The sequence below is a fragment of the Paraburkholderia caffeinilytica genome (genome assembly GCF_051027425.1).
GTDB lineage: Bacteria > Pseudomonadota > Gammaproteobacteria > Burkholderiales > Burkholderiaceae > Paraburkholderia > Paraburkholderia caffeinilytica_A.
This window is the reverse complement of record NZ_CP186553.1, coordinates 2,102,491-2,128,546: the sequence shown is the minus strand read 5'-3', so window position 1 is coordinate 2,128,546 and position 26,056 is coordinate 2,102,491. Positions and strand designations below refer to the sequence as shown.

The window sequence follows — 26,056 nt, the reverse complement described above, 5'->3', positions numbered from 1 at the left end:
CCTGTCAGGTAATCCGGCGAATGCTCTCGGCGATCTCCGCGTGATCGAACACGTTCTTCCAGTCGTCGCGCATCAGCCGCGGCTTGCCGAATTCGATCGCCTTATTGCAGGCATCGGAGAACGCGCCGGGAATTTCGTTGAAGATCACCGCGCTCAGGATGTTCATGTGGCCAAGCAGAAAGTCGCGCGCGGCTTCTTTCGGCACGCCTCGTTTCACGGTCTCGTCCATCGCTTCGCGCATCACGTACAGCAGCGTCGCGCAGATCGTTTCCGACAGGCCGGGTTCGAGCAGCGCCATCTGGTCGACACTCAATCGATACGAGCGAAGAATCGGCGCGTAGATCACCTTCGCCACGTCTTCACCGAGATCGAACGCGGCTTCCGGACCTTGCATCAGCGCGCTGGTGATCGACTGTTTTGCATAGGCGCCGCCGAAGAAATCGCGACGTGCCTTGGGATCGGCGTCGTCGTTGAAAATCAGCGGATGGCACGGATGCGCAACGAAGTACGTCAGGTCGTCGCGCTTGGGCAGATGGCCGGCGAACGGCGCGGCGGCGTCGAGCGTCATCACCATCGTGCCGGCCGGCAGCTTCGGTGCAATCTCGTGACTGAGCTTGCCGATCAGCGTGTCAGGCACGGCGAGAATCACCACCTGAGCGCCGTCGAGCGCCGCATCGGTCGATACGCACTCGACGTTCAATTCGTCCTTGAGGCGCTTCTGCCCTGCTTCGCTCACTTCGACGTGGGCGACGCGGTAGTCCGACTTCAGCAGGTTGCTGGTGAGGCGAAAGCCCATCTTTCCGCCCGCGCCGAACAGTGCGATTTTTTCTTTCATGGTGCGACCTCCTTACATGGATTCATTGAAATGCGTGACGACTAGCTCGAATGCGATTGCGGTCCGAGCGCGACGGGTGCAACGCCGTCGCCGGGTTTCGGCAACCGCGCGCTGCTGCAGAACGCGAAAGCGAGTCCCGCGCTCACCAGCATCAGTGCACCGACGACAAACATGGGCGCGTGATAGGAGCCCGTGGCGTCCTTGACGGCGCCCGTGAGATACGGCGCGACGAAACCGGCGAGATTGCCGATGGTGTTGATCAGCGCGATGCCCGCGGCGGCAGCGGCGCCGGACAGAAAACGCGCGGGCAGTGCCCAGAAGTTCGGCAGCGCGGAAAAGATCGCGCAAGCGGTCACGGTGATCACCGCGACGGTGGCCGCGGGCGATTGCATGTACAGCGCGACCGGGATGCTCGCCGCGCCGATCAGCGCCGGCACGCCGATGTGCCAGGCGCGCACGCTGTGTTTCGTCGCGTTGCGGCTCCAGAGGAACAGCGCGAGCGCGGCGGGCAGATACGGAATCGCCGTGATCAAACCTTTCTGGAACACGTTGAAGTGCGTGCCGAACTGGCCTTCGAAGCCGCCGATGATCGTCGGCAGGAAAAATGCCAGCGCGTAGAGACCGTAGATCAGGCCGAAGTACATCAGCGCGAACATCCAGACGCGGCCGCTTTTGAGCGCGGCAAACGCATGCATCGAGTGCGATGCGGACGCGTTGGCGCGGCTGCGCTCCTCCGCTTCGAGTTCGGCGGTGAGCCAGGTTTTCTCGGCGGGTGTCAGCCAGCGCGCCTGCGACGGACGGTCAGCCAGATAGAACCACGCCACGACGCCGATCACGATGGCCGGCACCGCGACGCCGAAGAACATCACCCGCCAGCCCGCGAGTCCAAACAGGCCGTGCGCTTCGATCAGCAAGGCGGCGACGGGCGCGCCGATCACAATCGTCAGCGGCTGCGCCAGGTAGAAGAGCGCGAGGATATGGCTGCGATATCGCGAAGGCACCCACATGCTGAGGAACAGGATCGCGCCCGGGAAAAAGCCCGCCTCGGTCACGCCGAGCAGGAACCGCAACGTGTACAGGCCGGGAACGCTGCTGACCCACGTGAACAGCAGCGCGACGATCCCCCACGACACCATGATCCGCGCCAGCCAGCGACGGGCGCCGAACTTGTGCAAGGCGAGATTGCTCGGGATCTCCAGCACGATGTAGCCGATGAAAAACACGCCGGCTGCGAGCCCGAACTGCGCGGCGCTCAGGCCGAGATCCTTCGTCATGCCGTTCGGACCGGCGAACGAGATCGCTGTACGGTCCAGAAAATTGATGAAGAACATCAACGCCACGAACGGCACCAGCCGCATCGACACCTTGCGTATGGCCGATCGTTCGATGGGATCCACAGGTACGGTTTGCATCTCACACCCTCCAATCAGACCATGTCTCTGTCAGTATCTCTCAGTACACATCACTCATGTGATAAACTGGTGTGATGAGTAGACCATGATGCTCAAAGTTTAGACACTGGGGTATTCACCAAGCACGATTCACTGGCAAAAGCGGCTATCGACCGTCGCGCCACCCTGCGTTGCCGCGTGGGTGCCGACGGCCGCTCACGACGATCGTCGAGTTTCGTATGACGAGAAGTCGCGCCCGAAAGGCGTCGGCCCGGAAGCGATCTGGACGCAGGCAAATGGATTGAGCACGAAACTGTCGCGTCCGGGGCTTATGCGATCCGCCGGCACGTGCCCTGCACGCGCCTTCCCGGCCGACGATTCGTCGAGCGTCGCAAGGCTCATGTCGCCAGGAATGTTTCCGCGGCCGGGATTCAGCCGAACCGTGCGTTTTTCAGGCGTCAGGTTGGCGACGATCAGGCGCAGGCGTCCTTCGGTGTCGCTCGCCGCGAAACACGCAACGTCCCGAGGATTTTCAGCGCGGCATGGCAGCCGGTTCAGACCGGCCATCCGCGCCAGTGCCGCTGCGATATGAAACGCCGGATAGCGCGACGGATCCGCCGCGCCGTCGCCCGATCCACCGACCAGGCCGCGCGGTCCTGTCAGCGCGCCGAGGGTCAGGCATTCGAGCGAGGCGCCTTGCAGCGCCATCGCATAACCCGCAAGCCAGGCCGCGCCAAACAGACTGCACTGACGTGGATCGTCGCCGGCCATCGCCACACGCTCGCCTCGCGGATTGGGCATGACACGCGAACCATACGGGTTCTGCCGCATGCCGATCGATACGGGGCCGATTGCATACGGCCGCGCGCCGATCAACGCGCGGCACGAGCGCGTGATATGCGGGATGGCCTCCAGCGTTTCCAGCACGCTGCGATCGTCGGCCGCGTGAACGATGGGACAGGTTGCGTGCGTGACCCAGTCGACCCTCTCCAGTGGCGGCCGCTTCCGATTGAGTTCGGTGAAGTAGCTCAGCATCCCGCCGCCCAGACGCAAATCGGGAAACACCCGTCGAGCCGCGCGATAAACCTCGTCGGGCGGCGGGCATGGCGGACTGATGCTCCCCGGCGGGTTCGACTGCCGGTGCACGGACGGACTCACGACGATGCCGGTCAACGCGAGCTCCGCCGCTCGAATGTGTGCCGCGATCTCCTGCAATTCCTGTTCGGGCGCGGCGACGCCCGGCAGCGCGCATTCGAGCACCGCCGCGATTCCGGCGCGGCGCTGCAATTGTGCGAAACGGTCGAGTTCCGCCTGACCATGACCCGCGACCGGATCGAAGTGCAGCGTCAGTTGCTGCGGCGCGAGTTCGGCCAGCAACGGCAGATTCGCAAGTGCCGCGGCGATTTCATCGGGTGCAATCGCGACGCCGAGAGCGGGCATGGCTTCGTCCATGCCGTGCAGGTCGAGCAGGACTTCACATTCTCGATCCGACACGGCCGGTAACGCGGGCGATGGCTCCCGCACGGCTTCGATCTCAAGACGCACCGACTGCTCGTGTGCCGAGCCCGCTTCCATCGTGTAGGGCCACGGCAGTTCAAGCGGCCGCGAATACGTCTTGAACGACGCGTCCGACCAGTTGCGCTGGTCCTCCATTTCGAACACGTCACCCGTGAAGACGCAGCGCACATTCAGGCCCGACGCATGCGAGTGCCCGATCGTCCGGATGTCCTTGAACGGTTGCCACGGATCGATCAACGCGGGAAACGATGACTCGTCGACCGTGCCGTCGCTATGCTCGACGTGCGCCGCCGCGCCCGCCACGCCGTCGATCGGATGCAGAACCACGAAGCCGCAGCGCGCGGCAAGAAAATCCGTTTGCGCTGTCGCGCGTGCGCGGAATTCGAGGGCGCCGTCAGCATCGCAATCGATCGCAACGGCGTAGTCCAGCACATGGCCGTCGGGATTCGTGCATTCGGCGGAGTAGGAGACGTGCAGGCCGTGAGCATGCGGCGCAATTTCGATGCCGCGTATCACCGGCCGGCAGGTGCCCCAATCCCGGTCGCGTACAAGGTAAGCAATCGCCCGGATGACTTCGATGCCCCGATAACGGATATCGCGCAATGCGCCGTCGACGAACAGCGCGGACCAGGGGCCGGCCGTCAGCGTCTGCCCTTGCGTTTCGATCTGCGAGGTGCCGTAATACACGTGCGAAAGTGAGGTCTCACGGCTATTCATCGTGACACCGCGTTCAGCGAGCTGATCGTGTCCGTCGCCACCTCTTCATCGAGCGACTTCAGCGTCACCGTTCGACCTTCGCGCGCGGAAAGATAAGTGGCTTCGACCAGGGCGAGCGTCTTCAGATTGTCGTGGCCGCTCGTCGCCGGTTCGCATCCAGTGCGAAGACATTCGATCCAGTGCCGCTGAATGTTCAGAACGCTGCCCTGAATGGCCTCCCAGGGCGCGGACGCCCATGCCGATGGCGGCGGCGCCACGGTTTCCGTGCGCGTGCCGTCACGGTTGTGTATTTCCAGCCGATAATCCGCCGACAGTCGCAGCGTGCCGTCCGTGCCATCCACTTCGATCAACGTCTGCGGAAACAGCTCCTGCGCGCGCCGCGACGCATAGCTGCAATCCACCACGCTCGTCGCACCGGACTCATGGCTCAGCAGGATCGTCGCGACGTCTTCACCGGCGATTGCAGCGTTCACCCTTGAGGTGGTCGCACTGAGACGCTCGACGTCGCCGAACAGGAACCGTGCGATATCGAGGATATGAATGCCAAGATCCTCGACGATAAAGCGCTCGTTTTTCGCGAGATACGGCTGTCCGCTGAACACGTCGAACGCTGAACGAAACGACACCCTGCCCCAGAACGGCGCGCCGATCAGACCGTCCTGAAGCGCGCGGCCCACCGCCAGAACGGCAGGCTGCCAGCGAAAGTTCTCATGGACCATGAGCGGCACGCCCGCTCGATCGCACGCAGCGACCATCGCGCGTGCATCGGCCAGCGTCAGCGCGAACGGTTTCTGGCAGATCGTCGCAACGCCTGCATGCGCGGCCATCTCGACGAGCGGGCGGTGGCTCGGCGCCGTCGTGGCGATGTCGACGAAATCCAGCACCTCGGCGTTCAACATCGCCGCTGCGTCCGTGTACAGGCGTTCGATGCCGAACGCCTGACCGGTCGCCCGCAAGCGCTCGCTATCCGCATCGCACAGCGCGACGATTTCGGCGGCATCGAGGTCCTGCCAGGCATGCAGATGGTTCCGCGAGAAGAATCCGCATCCGATCAAACCGCCCCTGAAACGCTTCGCGCCTGCGTTCGTTGCGTTCATCGCTCACGCTCCCGTCGTCGCGGCCTGCTTCTGCAAGGCGAAGCGCTGCTGTACGCGCCGCTGGATCTGGTCGACGACCACTGCCGCCACGATCACCACGCCCTTGATGACCGTTTGCCAGAACGAACTGACGCCCATCATCACGAGTCCGTCGGACAGAATGCCGATCACGAATGCGCCGATGATCGTGCCGCCGATCTTGCCCCGGCCTCCCGACATCGACGTTCCGCCCAGCACGGCCGCAGCGATCGCATTGAGTTCGAACGTCTCGCCGCTCAGCGGATGCGACGCAACCAGTTCGGACGAGATGATCAGTCCGACGATCGCCGCGCAAAAGCCCGAGAACATATAGACGAACATTTTCACGCGATTGACCCGCACGCCCGAGAGTTGCGCCGCGCGCTCGTTGCTGCCGATCGCATAGATCTGCCGCCCAAGCGGTGTGCGTGCCGCAAGATAGGCCGCGAATACGCCGACCACGACCAGCAGCCAGACTGTCAAAGGAATGCCGAGAACGGACGCGCTGCCGAGGATCGGAAAACCCGTCGTGCCGTAATCCGGATTGCCGGTCAGGTTAGGAAACGTTTCACCGCCCGAGGACAGCAGCGCCGCGCCACGCGCGATATACAGCGTACCGAGCGTGGCGATGAACGGCGCAACGTTGAGGCGGGTGATCAGCAGACCGTTCAGCGCGCCAACCGCGACACCCGACAGCAACGCAACGCCGATCACCTCGGGCACGCTGAGGTAAAGGGTGTAGCTGCTGCCGATCGGAATGCCGTTCAGAATCAAACCGCCTGCCACCATCCCCGAAAGACCGACAATCGAGCCGACCGACAGATCGATGCCGCCGGCCACGATGACGAACGTCATGCCGATCGCGAGAAACGCGTTGAGCGCAACGTGGCGCGACATGATCAGCATGTTCTCGATGCTGAGAAAGTTATGCGCCGCGAACGAAAAGAAAATAACCACCGCGAAGAGCGCGATGAACGTCCGCAGCTTGAGTAAAACCAGAAGCGGTGCCTCTCCGAAATTTGTACCGGGTGAAGCGGTTTTTATGGCAATGGTCATGAATGCGTCTCCATTAATACGGTCAGGCCGGCGTGCGTCGCGCGATACATGCATGTATCGACATGCATCGCGGGACGTCAGGCGGCGGCGAGTTGTCCGGCTCCATGCGTGTCCACCCGGTGTCCAATCGCCGATGCCGCGACAAGCGCATCCTGCGTCGCCTCGGCTGCATCGAATTCGGCCGTAATACGGCCGTTCGACATCACGAGAATGCGATCGGACAGCGCCATCACTTCTTCGAGATCGGACGTGACGAACAGGATGCCGAGCCCTTTGACGGCGAGGTCCCGCATCACCTTGAAGATGTCCGCCTTCGCACCCACGTCGATGCCGCGGCTTGGCTCGTCCATCAGCAAAACCTTAGGCGCCGTCATCAAGGCACGGGCGATGATCACCTTTTGCTGGTTACCGCCGGAGAGCGAGCTGACAGGCAGATACGAGTCGGCCACCTTGATCGCCAGATCCCGGATGAAACGCGTAATGGCGCTTTGCTCACGCTGGCGCTGGATGTGAAAACCGCGCGCGAAATCGGCGAGGCTCGACAGCGTCATATTGCTGCCGATGGATAGAATCGGCAGCAATGCATCGGCTTTGCGGTCTTCGGGGATCAACGCAAGACCGCCGGCTACGCGCTGTGCAATCGCCTTGCCGTTCAGCGTTTTTCCGTCCAGCACGACGTCGCCTGTCGCATGCGGATGGCAGCCGAGAATGCATTCGAACAGCTCGGAACGCCCTGCTCCCATCAGCCCGTAGATGCCGACAATCTCGCCCGCGTGCAGCGACAATGACACGTGGTCCACCAGCAAACCCGCTCCCTTGCGCGGCAGCGACACGTCACGCACGGTCAGTACTTCGCCGCCTCGTTCGTGTCCGATCGGGCGGGAAAAATCTTTCGTCTCACGTCCCACCATCTGTCGCACGATCCACGGCACGTCCACCTGGTCCATCGGTTGATGGCCGGTGATACGGCCGTCGCGCAGCACCGTGATGTAGTCGCCGATACGAATCAGTTCTTCGAGCCGATGCGAGATATAGACGATGGCAACACCTTGCGACTTCAGATCCGCGATCACCTGAAACAGCACCTCGACCTCCGCCGCGCTTAGCGCGGATGTCGGTTCGTCGAGGATCAGGATGCGTGCGTCGTGAGCCAGCGCCTTGGCGATTTCGACCAACTGTTGCTGTCCAATGCGCAGTTCCTCGACCAGCGTATCCGGGCTGACATCGAGTTCGAGCCGCTTCAGCAACTCGCGCACTTTGCGCCGCTGCGCGCCGGCGTCGATATCGATGCGGCCACGTGTGATTTCGTGCGCAATGAAGACGTTTTCGGCAATCGACAGATTCGGGAACAGATTCAGCTCCTGAAACACGATGCCGATGCCGTGCCGCAACGCCTCCGAACTGCTCGTCAGTTCAATGGGCCGGCCATCGAGCAGCAAGCGCCCCGTGCTGGGTTGCTCCGCCCCGGCGATGATTTTCATCATCGTGGATTTTCCCGCGCCGTTCTCGCCTACCAGCACGTTGACAGCGCCGCGCCGCACGCTGAAGTTCACGTCTTTCAACGCGACGGTGCCCGGGTACACCTTCGTCACGCCTTCCACCTGAAGGATGACGTCGTTCATGACGTCCCCGGCGGCGCCGTTTTTCGCAAGACTTTCGCTCATGGCTTGCCCCCGAGCGCGACCGCTAGCGGAACGACTTCCGGCTGGTCGCTGGAGCTGTCATAGGAGAACGCGCCGGTCACCGTAATCGTCTGCCCGTTGAGCTTGTTGCGCGGCAATGTTTCCATCACATGGGCCACGGCATAGGCATTGAGCGCGGTGCCGAATCTGGCGTACTCGATCTGATTGCGGAAATCCGCGAACGAGACGAAGTCGAGCGAATCGCGCAAGGTCGTGCCCAGCACCGTCGGCCCGATGTCGACGATAACGTCGGCCTTACCATCGCCGGTGGTATCGACGCCGACCGTACCCTGACTCGAATCGGTGTCGACCGACACGATCGTGCCATGCACTTTGGCCGGGAAATTCCACGGCGCGCCGTCGTCCTTGCCGCGATAGCCGTATTTCTTGCCGGCCGCGTCGGGGTCGATCTTGATCGCGTCCATCAGCACCTTGATATCGGTTGCGCGCTTCTCGACATCGGGTACCACTTTCGTGCTCCACATCGAAGCGACCATCGCGTTCGGATCGTAGCCCGCCGATGCATACGCATCGCGTGGCCCTTTGGCCGCCTGGGGGTCGTTCTTGACGAGTTTGCAACCGGACAGCGCGCAGCTCGCGACCAGCAGGACGGCCGCGCATACAGAAGCTCTCATGAATGTCCTCGCTTTACGCCGGATGAGAACCTGGAGGCATTCCGCCTCCAGGGGCCTGTCTTTAGCGCAGCGCAAACATATCGAGCTTGCCGGCGTTCGCCTTGGTAATCAGCGAGCAGTTGATCAACTGCTTTTCAGGCTTGCCGGTCGAACCGGTCTTCATATATTTGTCGGCCTGGTCTACGGCTTCGGTTGCGGCCAGCGCGGCCGGTTGCATGACCGTGGCCCGGATGTCGTTGCGCATGATTGCATCGCGGACGTCGTTGCTGCCGTCGAAGCCGACCACGATCACGTCGTTGCGTTTCGCGGCCTTCAGTGCCGCCGATACCCCCATGGCCATCGTATCGTTGCCCGCGATCACACCTTTGATATCGGGGTGGCTCTGCAGAATGGTCTCCATCACGCTGAACGCTTCAGTCTGACTCCAGTTGGCCGATTGCCGCTCGACCATCTTCATGTTCGGGAACTGATCGATCACGTCGTGATACCCCTTTGAACGGATACCCGCATTGATGTCCGCTTCACGCCCAACGAGTTCGACGTAGTTACCCTTCTCGCCGAGCGCCTTGACGAATGCGCGGCCGCCAAGCTGCGCGCCCTGATAGTTGTTCGACACGATTTGCGAAACGGCGATACCCGTCGCATTGATTTCACGGTCGATCAGGAACGACGGAATACCCGCCGCCTTCGCCTTGCGCACCGCGGCGATCGATGCCTCGGAGCCCGCGTTGTCGAGAATGATGGCCTTGGCGCCGCGTGCGATGGCGGTGTCGACCAGATTCGATTGCTTGTTCGCGTCGTCGTCATGTACGAGGACGATCGTGTCGTAGCCCAGCGCCTTGGCGCGCGCATTCGCCGTATCCGCTTCGGCCTTGAAGAACGGATTGTCGTGCGAGGGCGTAATGATGGCGATCAGGTTGGCTGCCTCAGCAGCCCCCGCCGCGGTGAAAAGGGTGATCGTGGCTGCCGCCAGCGCGAGCCAGTGTTTTGAGGCCTTCATCGTTTGTCTCCTGTGTAAACGTCTGTGCACTGCAAAACCAGTGGCGCGGGACGAGGCGCGTTTCTTGTTCTAGTCGCGCTCGTCACTTATAGCGTCATGATGTCATCATACCAGTTGATTTTCGCTGTGGAAGGACGATTTGGTCAGGGTTTTCTCTAGACGGCAGTCGCACGAGGTACTTGCGGGCGAGCTATTCACAATGCATTCCCACCTTACATTTTGACATGTTATGATGCGAATCATTCTCATTTACAGAAGCGTCGCATCCATCGATCTGACGCGCACGGCAGGCCATGGCGGCAAACGAATCGGCCCTGCATCACGAGATGCAGGTGCTCTACAGCAATCATCACGGCTGGCTTCACGCATGGCTGCGTAAGAAGCTCGGCTGCGCGCATCGTGCCGCCGATCTCGCGCACGATACGTTCGTGCGTCTGCTCGCCCGCGATGAGCCGCTTGGCCTGCAAGAGCCGCGTGCGTTCCTGACCACGGTCGCGCAACGCGTGATCGCCAACTACTGGCGCCGCGAGCAGATCGAGCGTGCTTACGTGGAAGCCCTGGCGCTCGTGCCTGAAAGTTTCGCGCCCTCGCCTGAAGAACGCGCGCTGCTGCTGGAAGCGCTGTGTGAAATCGACAGTCTGCTGGAGCGGCTGCCGGTCGCCGTCAAGCGTGCCTTTCTGCTGGCCCAGCTCGACGGCTTGAGCCACGCCGAGATTGCCGCACAACTGAAGCTTTCCATCTCGACCGTGAAACGCCACCTCGTTCGCGCCGGCGCGCAGTGTTTCTTCGCGCTGAACGCAGCCTGACGGATGGCCGGATGAACGCGAGCGCGAGACCCGATATTCCGCAACACATCGCCCTGCGCGCCGTGGAGTGGTGGATGGAACTGCAATCCGGCGAAAACACGCGCGCGCAGCAACTCGCGCTGACGCGCTGGCGTGCCGAGCATCCCGATCACGAACGCGCCTGGCAACACATCTGCACTGTCAGCAGCCGCTTCAGGGGCCTCGCCGAAGCAAGCCCGGGAAACGCTGGCGCAAGTGGCGCGTCGGTCGCACGCGCTGCGCTGACGCGTACCGGCACGGCAAGGCGCCGCGCGAGCGTCAAGGTGCTCGCAAGCCTGCTGTTCGCCGGCGGCGCGACATGGATTGCCGGCGAACACGTGCCGTGGCGCGCATGGAGCGCCGATACGCGCACCGCGCTCGGCGAGCGCCGCACCGTGACGCTCGCCGACGGCACCCGCATGACGCTGAACACCGACAGCGCGGTGGATATCCGCTTCAGTGGCACCGAGCGGCGCGTGCGCCTGATCAAAGGCGAAATCATGATCGCCACCGGTCACGGTCATGGTGACGGCGAGCGGCGGCCGTTCATTGTCGAGACCGCGCAAGGCAGTTTGCAGCCGCTCGGCACACGTTTCGCCGTCAGACAGCAAAGCGCGCTGTGCCGTCTCGATGTGTTCGAGGGCGCCGTGCGGATCAGCCCGTTCGATGCGCCCGGCCTCGCACCGGTTATCCGTGCCGGTCAACGCGCCCGATTTACGCGCGACGACGTCAGCGCGATCGAGCCCATCACCGAGAACGACGCCGCATGGACGGACGGTCTGATCGTCGCGAGCAGCATGCGGCTCGGCGATTTTGTGAGCGAGCTCGACCGCTATCGCGCGGGGCATCTGAGTTGCGATCCCTCAGTGGCGGGCTTGCGGCTTTCGGGTACCTACCCGCTCGCGGATACCGATCGCGTGCTGGGCACCATCGTGAAGACCTTGCCCGTCGAGGTCGTATTTATCACGCGCTACTGGGGCACTGTGCGTGCGGCTCGTTCCTGAACGCAGTGCGCGCCAGCGGCGCTGAATTTTTTTCGTTTGTTGTGAGCTGTTTTCGAATCTCGCGTGACAAGGGAGATGAGAGCAACACATCGTCTACCTTCCAGCGAGCTTTGAACATGGGACAGTATCGAAAGACCAGTGCCGTTACCGGTACCGGTAAAAGCGGCAGCCGCGGTCGCGGCACTCGTGGCGCGTTGCGCGCGCGGCAGCCGGCACACTTCGCGCGGCATCTCGCAGCGGCTGCGCTGATCTCGGCGGGACTGCCATGCAACGTGGCGCTGGCAGCCGATGCGCCGTCCGCCGCGGCGGCGTCGGCGCGCAAGAGCTACGACATTCCGGCCGGCCCGCTCGAAGCGGCGCTCAATCGCTTCGGGCGCGAGAGCGGGCTGCTGCTGTCGTTCCCCGCGGCACTGACGGCTGGGCGTACGAGCGAAGGCCTGCATGGTGACTACGACGTGCAGCAAGGCTTCGATCGAATCCTGCGCGGAACGGGGCTCGTCGCGGTGCAACAGTCCAACGGTAGTTACACGCTCGTGCAACATGCCGAATCTGCAGCGGACGGCAGCAGCACGGAGGGCGCCACCCTCCCCGCCGTGACCGTCAGCTCGACCATGGTGAAAGCCGGCAGTTACCGGCCGCCCGTCGATGCAGTGGTGACGCGTTCGGATACGCCGGTGCTGGACACGGCCCAGGCCGTCAACATCGTGCCGGCCCAGGTATTGCACGACCAGCGTCCGCGCAATCTGGACGACGCGCTCGCGAACGTGAGCGGCATCGTGCAAGGCAATACGCTGGCCGGTACGCAGGACACCTTGCTCAAGCGAGGTTTTGGCGGCAATCGCGACGGCTCGATCATGCACAACGGCATGCCGCTCGTGCAGGGACGCGCGCTGAACGCGGCCGCCGACAGCGTCGAAGTGCTCAAAGGTCCGACTTCGTTGTTATACGGGATCATGGACCCGGGCGGCGTGGTCAACGTGGTGAGCAAGCAGCCCTTGCTGCAACCCTATCACGCGATCTCCGTGCTCGGCTCGACCTATGGACACGGCCGCAATGGAGCCGGCGCGACGCTCGACACGACCGGCCCGATCGGTGATTCCGGCCTCGCCTACCGGCTGGTTGTCGATCAGACCGACGAGCAATATTGGCGCAACTTCGGCGAACATCGCGAGACGCTCGTGGCGCCCTCGCTCGCGTGGTACGGACGCGATACCCAGGTCGTGGTGTCGTACGAATATCGCAAGTTTCTCTATCCGTTTGACCGCGGCACGGCGCTCGACCCGAAGACCAACAAACCGCTCGCCATTTCGAGCCGCGAACGTCTCGACGAACCGTCCAACGAAATGGACGGCGAATCGAACCTCGCGCAGATCAGCGTCGACCATCAGATCAACGCCAACTGGAAGGCGCATTTCGGCTACAGCTATAACCGCGAGACCTACGACGCGGGCCAGTTGCGCGTGCAAGGCATTAACAGCACCACCGGCGCCGTGTCGCGCAGCAACGATGCCACGCACGGTGCGCTCAGTACGGACAGCTACGCGATCGCCTATGTGGACGGCCATTTCGACATTGCCGGTTTGCGCAACGATCTGCAGGTCGGTGTCGACGACGAATACCGCCGCATCTATCGCAAGGACCTGCTGCGCCAGGCCACGAAATATTCGTTTAACTATTTCAATCCGGTCTACGGTCTGGAAAGTCCGTCGACCACCGTATCGGCAAGCGACAGCGACCAGACCGACACGCTACACGACCGCTCGCTGTTCTTCCAGGACAGTTTGCATCTCACCGACAAGTGGATTCTGATCGGCGGCGCGCGGTTCCTGAGCTACAACCAGATTGCGGGAAAGGGCCGGCCGTTCGTCGTCAACACGGACATCAACGGCACGAAATGGCTGCCGCGCGCGGGCGTGGTTTACAAATGGACCGACACCGTGTCGCTGTACGGCAGCTATACGCAGTCGCTCAAACCGACCTCCACGATCGCACCGCTCGCCTCCGGCGTGGTGATCGACTCATCGGTACAGCCTGAGGAAGCGACCTCCTGGGAACTCGGCGCCAAGGTAGCGATGCCGGCCGGCCTGACCGGCACGCTGGCGATCTTCAATATCGACAAGAAGAACGTGCTGGTGCAGCAGTACAACGACACCACCAAGCAGACCGACTGGCGCACGGCCGGCAAGGCGCGTTCGCGCGGCGTCGAGCTCGACGTAGCCGGTCAGATCGGCCAGCACTGGAGCGTGATAGCGAGCTACGCGTACATCGACGCGAAGACCACTGAGGATCCGCTCTATGCCGGCAAGCGCCTGTGGAACGCGCCGCAGAACACGGCATCGCTCGCGGCGGTGTACGACTTCGGCACGATCTTCGGCGGCGACCAACTGCGCGTTGGCGCCGGCGCGCATTACGTCGGCGTACGCCCGGGCGATTCGGCCAACAGCTTCACGCTGCCCGCCTACACCGTCGCCGACGCCTTCGCCACGTACGACACCAAACTCGGCAACCGGCACCTGTCGTTCCAGCTCAACGTGAAGAACCTGTTCAACAAGACCTACTACCCGTCGAGCGTGAACAAATACTTCGTATCGGTCGGCGACGCGCGTCAGGTTTCCTTGCTGTCGACACTCGAGTTCTAAGTCATACCGAATCACACGAATCACACGAATCACACGAGATACACGAGATACACGAGATACACGAGATACACGAGATACACGAGATACACGAGATACACGCCCTCAACTGATCAACACGGGACGGAAATCGTCATGAAGCGTCAAAATCAAGGCTCAGAAAACGAAAAGAGTTCAGCACCCGCACCGAAGCGCCGCACATTCCTGACCGCGGCAGCGGGCCTCGGCGCGCTGCTGGCTGTCACGACACCGGCTGCGCGCGCCGCATCGACCGCGCCACGCGCCGGCAAAAAAGTCGTCATGGTTGTGCAACTGAGCGGACCGAACCTGGCTGTCGACCAGAAGATCGCGGCCCATCTGGACGCACGCGGTTACAGCGTGCGGATGCTGGATCAGGCACAACCACCCGAGGCGATTGGCGACGCCGATCTCGTGATCATTTCATCGACGGTCTCATCCAAACAGGTGGCAGCCGGCTGGCGCTATTTGCCCAAACCGTTGCTGACATGGGAAAACGATTTACTTGACGACTTCGCGATGACGGGCAAGCGCCACGACGTCGATTTTGGCGAAGCGGAGAAAGAGCGTTACCTCTGGCTGGTCAACGCCCCCCACCCGATCGCGGCTGGCTTACCCGCAGGCGTAACAAACGTATATGGAAAGCAGGCAGCGATGAGCTGGGGCAAACCAGGGCTTGGCGCAACGACGATTGCGACCTTGTACGGCCAACCGGAAAAGGCGGCGATTTTCGCATACGAGAAAGGCGCCACGATGGATTACGAATCGCTGGCACCGGCCCGACGCGTGATGTTCTTCCTGAACAACGACACATTCGGGAACCTCTCCCCGGCGGGAAACAGCTTATTCGACGCCGCCGTAGACTGGACGGCAGGAGCAAGCTGAGAAAAAATCAGACGGAGACACGGAGACACGGAGACACGGAGACACGGAGACACGACAACGCGGCAATACGACAACGCACCCACCGCGACAAGCAGAGCGCTGACAAGAAAACACAACAACAGGCTGCGCGTTGCGCAAACCCGTGCATGAAATACCCTTCGGCGCGCGCAGCGCCGCCGGAGGTATGACTGCTTGGTCACAAACGCGGAGTGTGCGAGAACACAGATTCCAGATGCACCACTACCGCGACTGTGCGGGGGACCCGCTTAAGAGTTAGCGGTGTGAGCCGCTTTCTTTTGCCTACTTTTCTTTGCGGCATGCAAAGAAAAGTAGGTGCCTGCCCCGCACAGGGGCGAACACCAATATACCGACAAGAATTCAAGGAAAGGCCAAAAAAACAGACCAAGAACAAATCAAGAAAAGGCCAAAAATCCAGACCAAGAAAAGACCAAAACCCAAGCAAACCCCAACGCCGTAGGCAAACCACACCACCAGCATCAATCAGAAGAAGACGGAGACGAGGACGAGGACGAGGACGAAGCCGCAGCCGTCTTCGCGGCCCCCTCCCCCCCATGCTGAATCGCATAAATCTCCCGATTCCGCGCAATCTCTCTCGCCGAAGGCGGATAGTCACTATTCGAAGTCGGCACAACCCCTTGAGCCTGGGCTTGCTGCAACTGCGCGATGACATCGGCGCGCGTCAACCCTGACGGATTAGATTGAGCAAAGGCATTAGCGCCAAACGGCAGACTAAGCGCAGCAACAGCAATAGCGGTAAGCAGTTTCATGATGTTTCTCCGATGAGGATGATGACGACGATGACGAGTAAGAAACGAGTGGCCTGAACCACGCTTTCTATTCTTGTCATTTCACCTGTCGGAGCACTGACCTGAAGATTACCGTTTTGTTATCTCCGCACCGCGCCGCACTTGAACCCAAACCCAACCCCAACCCCCAGATAACAGAACGGTAATGTAGCGGACCACAGCCCGTAAGGGCCAACCCTCCACACTCCTGACTCACGAAGAAGCCCGCGCCCCGCGCCACCCGGCGCATCAAAAACCGCCCGCTTCCCTCTGCCTCTCTTCAGGAAACCGTCATGTGGATCGTCAAGCTCGCGCTGCGCCGCCCATATACATTCGTGGTTCTCGCGGTGTTGATCTTTATCGTTGGCCCGCTCGCGATACTGCGCACGCCCACCGATATCTTTCCGAACATCGACATCCCGGTGGTCAGCATCGTCTGGACGTATAACGGCTTTTCCGCCCAGGACATGGCCAATCGCATCACCTCGAACTACGAGCGCGCGCTGACCTCCGACGTCGACGATATCGAGCACATCGAGTCGCAATCGCTGAACGGCGTCTCCGTAGTGAAGATCTTTTTCCACCCGGGCGCGGACATCAATCGCGCGATTGCCGAGGCGGCTTCCAATTCCGCATCGATCCTGCGCGTGCTGCCGCCTGGTACGCTGCCGCCGAACATCATCACGTATAACGCGTCGACGGTGCCGATCCTGCAACTCGGCCTTTCCAGCGACACGCTGTCCGAACAGCAGCTCTACGACCTCGGCAACAGCCAGATCCGCACGCAACTGGCGACGGTGCAAGGCGCCTCGGTGCCGCTGCCGTTCGGCGGCAAGGTTCGCCAGATCATGGTCGATATCGATCCGCGCGCACTCCAGGCCAAAGGTCTTTCCCCGCTCGACGTGGTCAACGCCGTCAACGCGCAGAACCTGATTCTGCCGGGCGGCACCGCCAAGATCGGCACGAAGGAATACAACGTGCAGATGAACGGCAGCACCGGCACGGTGGCCGCGCTGAACAACCTGCCGATCAAGACGGTAGCCGGCGGCGTGGTGTATGTGCGCGACGTGGCCCATGTGCGCGACGGTTACGCGCCGCAAACCAACATCGTGCGCAGCGACGGCAAACGCGCCGCGCTCCTCACCATCGAAAAATCCGGCAGCACGTCCACCTTGACCATCATCCAGCAGGTCAAGGCGATGCTGCCGCATATCGCAGCCGGTTTGCCGAGCGCGCTGCATATCACCGCGCTGTCGGATCAATCGGTGTTCGTGAAGTCGGCGGTAGTGGGCGTGGCGCGCGAGGCCGTGATCGCCGCTGCCCTGACTGCGCTGATGATCCTGCTGTTTCTCGGCAGCTGGCGCGCCACGCTGATCATTGCGGTGTCGATTCCGCTCGCGGTGCTGACGTCACTGATCGCGCTGTCCGCGCTCGGCCAGACCATCAACATCATGACGCTCGGCGGCCTCGCGCTCGCCGTGGGGATTCTCGTCGACGATGCCACCGTCGCGATCGAAAACATCACACACCATCTGGAAAACGGCGAGCCGCTGCACGACGCGATTCTGAACGGCTCGGGCGAAATCGCGGTGCCGACTTTTGTTTCGACCCTGTCGATCTGCATCGTGTTCGTGCCGATGTTCCTGCTTTCCGGCGTGGCGCGCTATCTGTTCGTGCCGCTCGCCGAAGCCGTGGTATTCGCGATGATCGCGTCGTACTTCTTCTCGCGTACGCTGGTGCCGACGCTCGCGATGTACCTGATGCGCGCGCGCAGCAACACACCGGTCACGGGCAATGGCCCGATTGCACGGCTGATCCGCTTCCAGGCTGCCTTTGAACATCGCTTCGAACGCTTGCGCGAAGGCTATCGCGGCGTGCTTGCCCGAGCAATTGCGAGTCCACGCCGTTTCATCGTCATTTTCCTCGCGCTGTGTATCGGCTCGCTCGCGCTGGTGCCATTCTCCGGCCGCGACTTCTTCCCTGCTGTCGATACCGGCGAAATTCGCCTGCATCTGCGTGCGCCGACCGGCACCCGTATCGAAGATACCGCACGCATCACCGATGAAGTCGAAGCCAAAGTGCGCAGCGTGATCCCGAAGCAGGAACTCGCGGCGATGCTCGACAACATCGGCGTGCCGGTGAGCGGCATCAACTTGACCTACGATTCGTCCGACCCGATCGGCCCCGAAGACGCCGACGTGATGATCACGCTCGCAGCCGGACACAAGCCCACTGCCGCCTATGTGGCGACGCTGCGCACCACGCTCGCGAAAGATTTCCCCGGCGTCACGTTTGCCTTCCTGCCCGCCGATATCGTCAGCCAGATTCTCAACTTCGGCCTGCCGGCGCCGATCGATATCCAGATCGTGGGCAACAAGCTCGCCGCCAATCGCGTGGTGGCGAACCGCTTGCTCGCTCAACTGCGCGGTGTGCGCGGCCTCGTCGATGCGCGCATCCAGCAACCGGGCGACGAACCCGCGATCAACGTGAACGTCGACCGTACGCGGGCAATTCAGGCGGGTCTGTTGCAACGCGACGTGTCGCAGAACCTGCTGATCGCGCTGTCGGGCAGCTCGCAGACTACGCCGAATTTCTGGCTCGATCCGAGCAACGGCGTCAGCTATCCGTTGATGGCGATGATGCCGCAATACGACATCAATTCATTGCAGGCGCTGGCGAATATCCCAGTCGCGCAGAGCGGCAGCGCGGGAGCCGGCGCAACGAACGCGTCCACTGCTGGCAACGGCAACGGCCCCGCTCCACAGAACCTGCTTGGCGCGATGAGCACGCTGACGCGCGCCACCCAGCAAGCCGTCGTCTCGCATTACAACGTGCAGCCGGTGCTCGATATTTTCGCGTCGGCGCAAGGGCGCGACCTCGGGGGCGTGGCGGCCGACGTGAACCGGCTCGTCGATCAGATCCGGCCGCAATTGCCGCCGGGCGCGTCGATCGTGGTGCGCGGCCAGGTGCAGGCGATGCACGACTCGTTCAGCGGTCTCGCAAGCGGCCTCGTGTTCGCGATCGGCCTCGTCTATCTGCTGATGGTCGTCAATTTTCAATCGTGGCTCGATCCGTTCATCATCATCAGCGGCCTGCCGGGCTCGCTCGCGGGCATCGCGTGGATGCTGTTCAGCACGGGCACGACCCTGAGCGTGTCGGCACTGACCGGCACCATTCTGTGTATTGGCATTGCCACGGCCAACAGCATTCTTGTGATCAACACCGCGCGTGAATTCCACCACGGCGGCAAGCCGCCGCTGCAGGCCGCGCTCGAAGCAGGTTTCAGCCGCTTCCGTCCCGTGCTGATGACCGCGCTCGCCATGCTGATCGGCATGCTGCCGATGGCGCTCGGCCTCGGCGACGGCGGCGAACAGAACGCGCCGCTTGGCCGCGCCGTGATCGGTGGCCTCGCGCTCGGCACGGTGTCGACCTTGCTGTTCGTTCCGGTCGTCTACGGGATGGTGCATGCGTGGCTCGACAAACGCCGCGCGGCTCGCACCGCCGCACAGGAATCCCGCGTTCCCGCCCGCACACTTTGACTCCGACGAGAACTAGCTCATGAACAATCCATCACTTCCGCCGGACCTCGGCGATAGATCTGAACCGGCTGTCGAGGCCGATCAAGCCACCGAGGCTGCCAAGGTCGACGAAGCGGTCAACGCCTCCGACACTGCGCATTCAACTGAGACTGTGCATGCCGCTCCATCCGCTCAGCCCGCGGGCGACAAGGCAGACCATCCGCACGCCGCTACAGCAACCACCCGCTCCGCCGACACTGCCGGAATCGCACGCTCGGCCGACACGAGTGCAAGCCAGAAACCACGCCGCCCCGTGTGGCCGTTCGCCTTGGCCGGCCTCGCAGCAGCCTTACTGATCGTCGGCATCGTGCCGCGTCTGCACGCCAGCGCCGCGCTGACGCAACAGACGCAAGCGCAAAGCATGCTCAGCGTTTCAGTAGTCACGCCACGCCCCGCGCCGGCCGTCAACGAGTTGCTGCTGCCTGGCGCGGTGACGCCGTTCGCCGAAGCATCGATCTATGCGCGCACAAGCGGCTACCTGGCGCACTGGAACACCGATATCGGTGCCAAGGTGAAAAGCGGCCAGACACTCGCCACGATCGACGCCCCCGATCTGGACGCCCAACTGCGCCAGGCCCGCGCCGACGAAGCTACCGCGCAAGCCAACTTCGACTTCGCGAAGACCACCGCGCAGCGCTGGCAGGAGATGCTGAAAACCCAATCGGTCGCGCAACAGGATGCGGATACGAAGGTCAGCGACATGGAAGCGCGCCGCGCGATGCTGGCGTCGGCGCAGGCCAACGTCGCGCATCTGGCCGAGCTGGTGTCGTACGAGAAAATCACCGCGCCGTTCGACGGCACGATCACCGTGCGCAACGTCGATGTCGGGTCACTGGTAACGGCGGGCGGTACGCCCGGCACGCCGGGTATGTCGGGCGAACTGTTTCATATCCAGCAGACCGGCGTGCTGCGCGTGTTCGTCGACGTGCCGCAGAACGACGCGCCCTACGTCACGCCCAATACCGGCGTGTATCTGAGCGCGCAGCAATATCCCGGGCGGCAGATCGCAGCCAGGGTGGCGCGCACAACCGGCTCGATCGATCCGACGAGCCGCACGTTGCGCGTGGAGATCGACGTCGATAACAAGGACGGTGCGTTGATGCCCGGCGCCTATGTGCAGGTGCATCTGCAGTTGCAGTCGACCACCCCCGCGCTCGATCTGCCGGTCAGCGCCCTGCTTTTCCGGCCGGATGGCGTGACGGTCGCCGTGGTCGACGGCAACGGCCGTGCGGTGCTCAAGACGGTGCACATCGGCCGCGATTTCGGCACGCATGTGGAGATCACCACGGGCCTCGCGGCCACCGACCGCGTGATCGACAACCCCGGCGATTCGCTAAGCACCGGTCAGGCCGTGCAGATCGCGCCGGCCGCACACGGCTGAGCGCCTGTCATCGAAAGGAATTGCCGATGTTCACACTGCCTCCTTCGCGCTCCTTGCTGCGCCGTTCCATTGCCGCCACGCTGATCGGCGCGCTGCTGAGCGCCTGCTCGACATTGCCGCCGTACCAGCGCCCCACCGCAGATATCCCCGCGCAATACGCAGGCGCGTCGCCCGGCTGGGCTCAAGCCGCCCCCGCCGACACCGTGCCGCGCGGCCCATGGTGGACGATCTTCAACGATCCGGTGCTGAATCAACTCGAAGCGCGCGTCGACGTCTCGAACCAGACCGTGCGCAAGGCGGTTGCTCAAGTGCAGCAAGCGCGTTCGATGGTGGATTATCAGCGTGCCGGTTTCTTCCCGACCATCACCGCAGGTGCTGCGCAGCAGCGCTTCCGGACCTCGCAGAACGTCGAAGGGAAATCGCTCGCGGGCAAAACCGTGCCGGATTATTCAGCGGGCGTGTCCGCGAGTTGGGAGCCGGATCTGTTCGGCCGCGTAAGCGATAGCGTGACCGGTGCGAAGGCCGATGCTGAGGCGAGCGAAGCGGACCTCGAAGCCGTGCGTCTTTCCATGAGCGCCGACCTCGCCGTCGACTATTTCTCCCTGCGCTCGCTCGACACGCAAAAGAAGCTGCTCGACGACAGCGTGACCGCCTACGCCGCCGCCTTGAAACTCCTGCAGCAGCAACTGAAAGACGGCGCTATCGATGCCTCCGCGGTCGCTCAGGCCACCACCCAACTCGAAGCGACGCGCACGCAAGATACCGACATCGATGTCACGCGCGCGCAGATGCAGCACGCGATTGCGACGCTGGTCGGCGAGCCGGCTTCGACCTTCACGCTGCCGCCGGATGGCTCCGCTGCGACGCCGCCGGCGATTCCCGTCGGCGTGCCGTCGCAACTGCTCGAACGGCGTCCCGACATCGCGGCCGCCGAGCGGCGCGTGGCGTCGGCGAATGCGCAGATCGGCGAGGCGCATGCAGCGTTTTTCCCGGACCTGGTGCTGTCTGCGAGCGCGGGGCTGGAAAGCACCTTCTTCGCGCCGTGGCTCAGTGCGCCGAGTCTGTTCTGGTCGCTCGGTCCGCAGCTTGTCGGCACGTTGTTCGACGGCGGCAAGCGTACGGCCAGCCTGCATGGCGCGACGGCGCAGTACGACGGCGCGGTGGCGGATTACAGGCAATCGGTGCTGGTGGCCTTCCAGCAGGTCGAGGACAACCTGTCCGCCCTGCATTCGCTCGCCGACGAAGCCGCCAGCCAGCAGCGCGCAACCACGGCCGCGGATCTGTCGTTGCGACTCACCACAAACCGCTTCAACGCGGGCGCAGTGAGTTATCTCGACGTGGTGACGGCGCAGACGATTGCGTTGACGAACCAGCGCACGGCAGATCAGATTGCCGCGCGGCAGTTGGAGTCGAGTGTGTTGCTGTTGAAGGCGCTGGGCGGGACGTGGGAGGGTCAAGGCGACCGCGCCGCGCAGTCGGCCACTCAATCAACCGCTCAGTCAACCGTTCAATCGGCCACTCAGTCAACCGCTCTTTCAACCGCTAAACCCGCCGGAACGTAAGGACGAAGCGCGTACTCCGCGCGTCGCTCTCGGCATGCACCGTGCCGCCATGCAATTCCATGATCGTGCGGACGATGGCCAGCCCAAGCCCCGTCGAACCGGTGGACCCTTGCGACGAGCCGGATGAAGGCAAGGAACTGCGCGACGGATCGATTCGATAGAAACGGTCGAAGATCCGTTCGAGATGCTCGGCGGCGATCGGCTGCCCCTGGTTCGACACGGTGACGCGCACCTCGCCGGCCGATGCGCGGGCATCCAGCGCGATCTCGCCGCCGCGCGGCGTATAGCGGATTGCATTGGCGAGCAGATTGCTGACGGCACGGCGAAACAGTTCAAGATCCGCCGTCAGGGTCGCAGCACCCGTCACCTGCACCTTGACGTTTGCGTCGTCGGCGATTCCTTCGAAGTATTCGGCAATCCGCGTCAATTCCTGCACGGCATCGAACTCGCGCATGTGTTTGACGAACTGCGGATGTTCGGCGCGCGCGAGAAACAGCACGTTTTCGATCATGCGCGACAGGCGATCGCACTCTTCGAGATTCGACGCGAGCAGCGACTCGTACTCGTCAATGGAACGCGGCCGGGCGAGCGCGACTTCGGCGGCGCCGCGCATGTTGCCAAGCGGCGTGCGCATATCGTGCGCGAGGTCGGCGGTGAAACGCGAGAGCCGCTGAAAGCCGTGATCGACGCGTTCAAGCATGGCATTCAGCGATGCCACCAGGGCTTCGAGTTCGCCCGGCACACGCGCCACGGTGATGCGCGTATTCAGACGGTTGACCGTGACGCGCCCCGCACTCGCCGCGATATCGCGCAACGGCCGCATAGCCGCGCGAATCAGCAGATAGCTCAGCAGCATCGCGAGGATCACGCCGGCCGCAACGGCGATTTCGAGCTTGTCGCGATAGCGGTCGAGCAGTCGCCAGCGGTCGTTCATGTTGCGCGCGATCAGCAGGGTCGCCGTGTCGCCGTCACGCAGCCGCGCGTCCGCGAGAATGCCGCGAATCGGCACGCCATTGCGGCCGGTCCAGGCGCCGATATCCGCGTCGGTAATGCGCGCCGCAGCGGGAATGCGTGTGAGCGGCGGCAACGCGGCGATCGTCTCGACGCCGCCGGCTTCGGCGGTTTCGCCGGCATCGCTGGGATCGCTGGGATCGCTTGCCGCATCGAGTGCCGCGGAAGCAGCAGGCGCATGTGATGCGGTAGACGCCGTGCCACCTGCCGTGCCGGCTGGCGCCGGGAATGTCTCTCCGGCGTTGTGTTCGATCGCCATGCGTCCATCCGGACTGAACACCTCCATCGACATCGCTTCATTGCCGAACACGGTGCTGGCCAACCGTTCGCTATGTTCGCGGATGCCTTTCGAGGTATCGAGTTCCTCCGCGAGCCGCCGTGCGTGGCGTGCGGCGAGCACGATGTCGAGATCGTCCTGCGCCTTGATCTGCTTCTCCAGCGCAAGGTACAGAAAACTCCCGACGAGCACGAAAACCGCGAGCGTGGTGACGCCGAATGCAAGCGCGAGCGTCGCGGCGAGCGAACGGCCGCGCATCAGGCGGCGTCCTTCAATTCGAGCACATAGCCGACGCCGCGCACCGTATGAATCAGCTTGACGGGAAAGTTATCGTCGATCTTGGTGCGCAGCCGGCGGATCGCGACTTCGACGACATTGGTGTCGCTGTCGAAATTCATATCCCACACATAGGATGCGATCTGCGTGCGGCTCAGCACTTCGCCCTGACGGCGCGCCAGCAATTGCAGCAGCGAAAACTCGCGCGGCGTGAGATCGATACGCGTGCCACCGCGTTTCACGCGCCGCCGGTTGACGTCCATTTCCAGATCGCCCACCTTGATCAGCTCGCTTTCGCGCGGCGGGCCACGGCGCGCCAGCGTACGCACCCGGGCCAGCAATTCGACGAAGGCGAAGGGCTTGACCAGGTAATCGTCCGCGCCGAGTTCAAGGCCGCGCACGCGGTCGTCGACGTCGTCGCGAGCCGTGAGGAACAGCACCGGCGTGGTCCGCGTGCTGCGCAAGGTCTTGACGATGGTCCAGCCGTCCATGCCGGGCAGCATTACGTCGAGCACGATCACGTCATATTCTTCTTCCTGCGCGAGGATCAGTCCTTGTGGACCGTCGTTCGCGACGTCGACCGCGTAGCCGGATTCTTCGAGGCCTTTCTTCAGATAAGCCGCTGTTTTGAGCTCGTCCTCGATCACCAGGATTCGCATGGGGAGTGCTCCGCTGTGCTTGATTCTCAAATCATACCGGCAAGCGGGGCGTGTGATGATTACGATCCGGTAATGTCGGCGGCGAACAGTGGCCATCCTGGCCCGCTCGCAGAAAGGCCACGTTTAAGCCGCCGCCGTACCGTTGAACATCGACATCCTCTCCAGCATCCAGCGCAGCAACTCATCTGCGGCGGTGGCCAGCGGCCGGCCGGCTCGCACCAGTATCCGGGCCTTCGCTGAGGCAAACAGCGGATGCTCGATCGGCAACGCAACGAGTTCGCCCGCCGCGATTTCGTGCATCGCCGCGAAGCTGCCGATCAGCGTCGCCCCGTTGCCCTTCTTGACGAAGCATTTCAACACCGTAAGCGAATTGGTGGTGAGCGTCGCGCGGATCTGCACGTTTTCGGCGAAGGCGAGCATCTGCACGGCCTGCCCGAGACCGAACGCCGGCGGCATCAGCGCGAGCGGACACTGGAGCATCTCGTCGACGCTGACCGGCCCGCCGCGCACCGCCAGTGGATGCCCGGCGTGCACGAGCAGCACCACGGGCTGCGGCGAGGTTGCCCGGTACTCGATATGCGAGTCGCTCGGCGGGTTATACGCGAGCCCGATATGAGCATGACCTTCGACGACTTCGCTCACCACGTCGTTGACCGGCAGCGTGTCGACCGTGATGTCGAGCTTCGGATAGCGGGCGCAGAAGTCGGTCAGCACCTCGTCCATCAGGCCGTCGATATAGCCCTCACTGATCGCCAGCCTGACATGCCCCTGCTGCAGCCCATGGAGCGCCTGTAAGCGCTGTTCGAACTGCTCCTGCTGCGCCTGGCAGCCGCGCCAGAATTCGATCAGATGCTGCGCCGCCTCGGTGGGCGAAACGCCGCGCGCCTGGCGCTCGAACAGCGGCGCGCCGATCTCCTCCTCCAGCAGCCTGATTTGCCGTGTGATCACCGAAGCCGCCGTGTTCAGCCGGTCTGCCGCGCCGCGAATCGAGCCGTGCGCGAGTACTTCATGGAAATAGCGCAAGCGGCGCTGGTTGATTTCCCGCATCGTCTGGTTCCTTTGCTTTTGCCTTTGACGGCGCGCATTGCTCATTCGCGATGTCGTTGAACGTTGCCTAATGAGCAACATTACTTCACTTTAGTTGCTCTTGCTATCCAGTTATTGGTTGCCGACTATCGCCCCGGTACCCC

19 protein-coding genes are annotated in these 26,056 nt (G+C 62.9%); 7 read left to right on the top strand and 12 right to left on the bottom strand.

Annotated features, from left to right (window positions below; genetic code table 11):
* Positions 1 to 4 precede the first annotated feature (4 nt).
* From ACOSV0_RS29945 to ACOSV0_RS29910, 8 genes are all read right to left on the bottom strand, one after another.
* Positions 5 to 835 (bottom strand): phosphogluconate dehydrogenase C-terminal domain-containing protein, encoded by an 831-nt coding sequence (locus tag ACOSV0_RS29945; protein ID WP_434110791.1) that lies wholly within the window; start codon positions 833 to 835, stop codon positions 5 to 7.
* A 41-nt stretch (positions 836 to 876) separates the two neighbouring features.
* Positions 877 to 2,247: an MFS transporter gene (locus ACOSV0_RS29940; protein WP_434110789.1), complete on the bottom strand. Its 1,371-nt coding sequence runs from the start codon at positions 2,245 to 2,247 to the stop codon at positions 877 to 879.
* A 195-nt stretch (positions 2,248 to 2,442) separates the two neighbouring features.
* The gene (gene apnL, locus ACOSV0_RS29935; protein ID WP_434110787.1) at positions 2,443 to 4,461 is read right to left on the bottom strand and encodes a D-apionate lactonase; all 2,019 of its coding nucleotides are present in this window, start codon (positions 4,459 to 4,461) and stop codon (positions 2,443 to 2,445) included.
* Positions 4,458 to 5,558 (bottom strand): Gfo/Idh/MocA family protein, encoded by a 1,101-nt coding sequence (locus tag ACOSV0_RS29930; RefSeq protein WP_434110786.1) that lies wholly within the window; start codon positions 5,556 to 5,558, stop codon positions 4,458 to 4,460. Before ACOSV0_RS29930 ends, apnL begins: the two co-directional genes overlap by 4 nt.
* A 3-nt stretch (positions 5,559 to 5,561) precedes the next feature.
* Positions 5,562 to 6,632, bottom strand: a complete 1,071-nt coding sequence (locus tag ACOSV0_RS29925; RefSeq protein ID WP_434110784.1) for an ABC transporter permease — start codon at positions 6,630 to 6,632, stop codon at positions 5,562 to 5,564.
* Between the two features lie 77 nt (positions 6,633 to 6,709).
* Positions 6,710 to 8,254: a sugar ABC transporter ATP-binding protein gene (locus tag ACOSV0_RS29920; RefSeq protein ID WP_434110782.1), complete on the bottom strand. Its 1,545-nt coding sequence runs from the start codon at positions 8,252 to 8,254 to the stop codon at positions 6,710 to 6,712.
* 38 nt (positions 8,255 to 8,292) lie between these two features.
* The gene (locus tag ACOSV0_RS29915; protein WP_434110781.1) at positions 8,293 to 8,949 is read right to left on the bottom strand and encodes a DUF2291 family protein; all 657 of its coding nucleotides are present in this window, start codon (positions 8,947 to 8,949) and stop codon (positions 8,293 to 8,295) included.
* A 61-nt stretch (positions 8,950 to 9,010) separates the two neighbouring features.
* The gene (locus tag ACOSV0_RS29910) at positions 9,011 to 9,949 is read right to left on the bottom strand and encodes a D-ribose ABC transporter substrate-binding protein (RefSeq protein WP_434110779.1); all 939 of its coding nucleotides are present in this window, start codon (positions 9,947 to 9,949) and stop codon (positions 9,011 to 9,013) included.
* 293 nt (positions 9,950 to 10,242) lie between these two features.
* Between ACOSV0_RS29910 and ACOSV0_RS29905 the strand changes: the two genes are divergently transcribed.
* The 4 genes from ACOSV0_RS29905 (at position 10,243) to ACOSV0_RS29890 (ending at position 15,316) form a co-directional block, all read left to right on the top strand.
* Entirely contained in the window at positions 10,243 to 10,755 is a 513-nt protein-coding gene (locus ACOSV0_RS29905; protein ID WP_434110777.1) for a sigma-70 family RNA polymerase sigma factor, read from the top strand.
* 11 nt (positions 10,756 to 10,766) lie between these two features.
* The gene (locus ACOSV0_RS29900; protein WP_434110775.1) at positions 10,767 to 11,777 is read left to right on the top strand and encodes a FecR domain-containing protein; all 1,011 of its coding nucleotides are present in this window, start codon (positions 10,767 to 10,769) and stop codon (positions 11,775 to 11,777) included.
* 116 nt (positions 11,778 to 11,893) lie between these two features.
* Positions 11,894 to 14,416 (top strand): TonB-dependent siderophore receptor, encoded by a 2,523-nt coding sequence (locus tag ACOSV0_RS29895; RefSeq protein WP_434110774.1) that lies wholly within the window; start codon positions 11,894 to 11,896, stop codon positions 14,414 to 14,416.
* A gap of 132 nt (positions 14,417 to 14,548) precedes the next feature.
* On the top strand, positions 14,549 to 15,316 hold the full coding sequence (locus ACOSV0_RS29890; RefSeq protein ID WP_434110773.1) for a hypothetical protein: 768 nt from the start codon (positions 14,549 to 14,551) through the stop codon (positions 15,314 to 15,316).
* A gap of 497 nt (positions 15,317 to 15,813) precedes the next feature.
* Here the strand turns inward: ACOSV0_RS29890 and ACOSV0_RS29885 are convergent, their stop codons facing one another.
* Positions 15,814 to 16,104 carry a DUF4148 domain-containing protein gene (locus ACOSV0_RS29885; protein WP_434110771.1) on the bottom strand — a complete coding sequence of 97 codons (291 nt, stop codon included), beginning with the start codon at positions 16,102 to 16,104 and terminating at the stop codon, positions 15,814 to 15,816.
* A gap of 311 nt (positions 16,105 to 16,415) precedes the next feature.
* Here ACOSV0_RS29885 and ACOSV0_RS29880 point away from each other — a divergent pair, with 311 nt between their 5' ends.
* Genes ACOSV0_RS29880 through ACOSV0_RS29870 form a run of 3 tightly spaced genes read left to right on the top strand, consistent with a single transcriptional unit; the run spans position 16,416 to position 22,643 of the window.
* On the top strand, positions 16,416 to 19,661 hold the full coding sequence (locus tag ACOSV0_RS29880) for an efflux RND transporter permease subunit (RefSeq protein ID WP_434110770.1): 3,246 nt from the start codon (positions 16,416 to 16,418) through the stop codon (positions 19,659 to 19,661).
* 19 nt (positions 19,662 to 19,680) lie between these two features.
* On the top strand, positions 19,681 to 21,081 hold the full coding sequence (locus ACOSV0_RS29875) for an efflux RND transporter periplasmic adaptor subunit (protein WP_434110768.1): 1,401 nt from the start codon (positions 19,681 to 19,683) through the stop codon (positions 21,079 to 21,081).
* Between the two features lie 26 nt (positions 21,082 to 21,107).
* Positions 21,108 to 22,643: an efflux transporter outer membrane subunit gene (locus ACOSV0_RS29870; protein ID WP_434110767.1), complete on the top strand. Its 1,536-nt coding sequence runs from the start codon at positions 21,108 to 21,110 to the stop codon at positions 22,641 to 22,643.
* On the opposite strand, the gene ACOSV0_RS29865 is transcribed toward ACOSV0_RS29870, so the two are convergent.
* From ACOSV0_RS29865 to ACOSV0_RS29855, 3 genes are all read right to left on the bottom strand, one after another.
* A complete protein-coding gene (locus tag ACOSV0_RS29865; protein WP_434110766.1) occupies positions 22,624 to 24,189 on the bottom strand; it encodes a heavy metal sensor histidine kinase in 1,566 nt (521 codons plus the stop codon). The two genes, ACOSV0_RS29870 and ACOSV0_RS29865, sit on opposite strands and share 20 nt — an antisense overlap.
* Positions 24,189 to 24,866, bottom strand: coding sequence for a heavy metal response regulator transcription factor (locus ACOSV0_RS29860; protein ID WP_121325038.1), 678 nt, complete (start codon positions 24,864 to 24,866; stop codon positions 24,189 to 24,191). Before ACOSV0_RS29860 ends, ACOSV0_RS29865 begins: the two co-directional genes overlap by 1 nt.
* Before the next feature lie 123 nt (positions 24,867 to 24,989).
* Positions 24,990 to 25,913, bottom strand: coding sequence for a LysR family transcriptional regulator (locus ACOSV0_RS29855; RefSeq protein WP_434110763.1), 924 nt, complete (start codon positions 25,911 to 25,913; stop codon positions 24,990 to 24,992).
* Between the last annotated feature and the right edge of the window lie 143 nt (positions 25,914 to 26,056).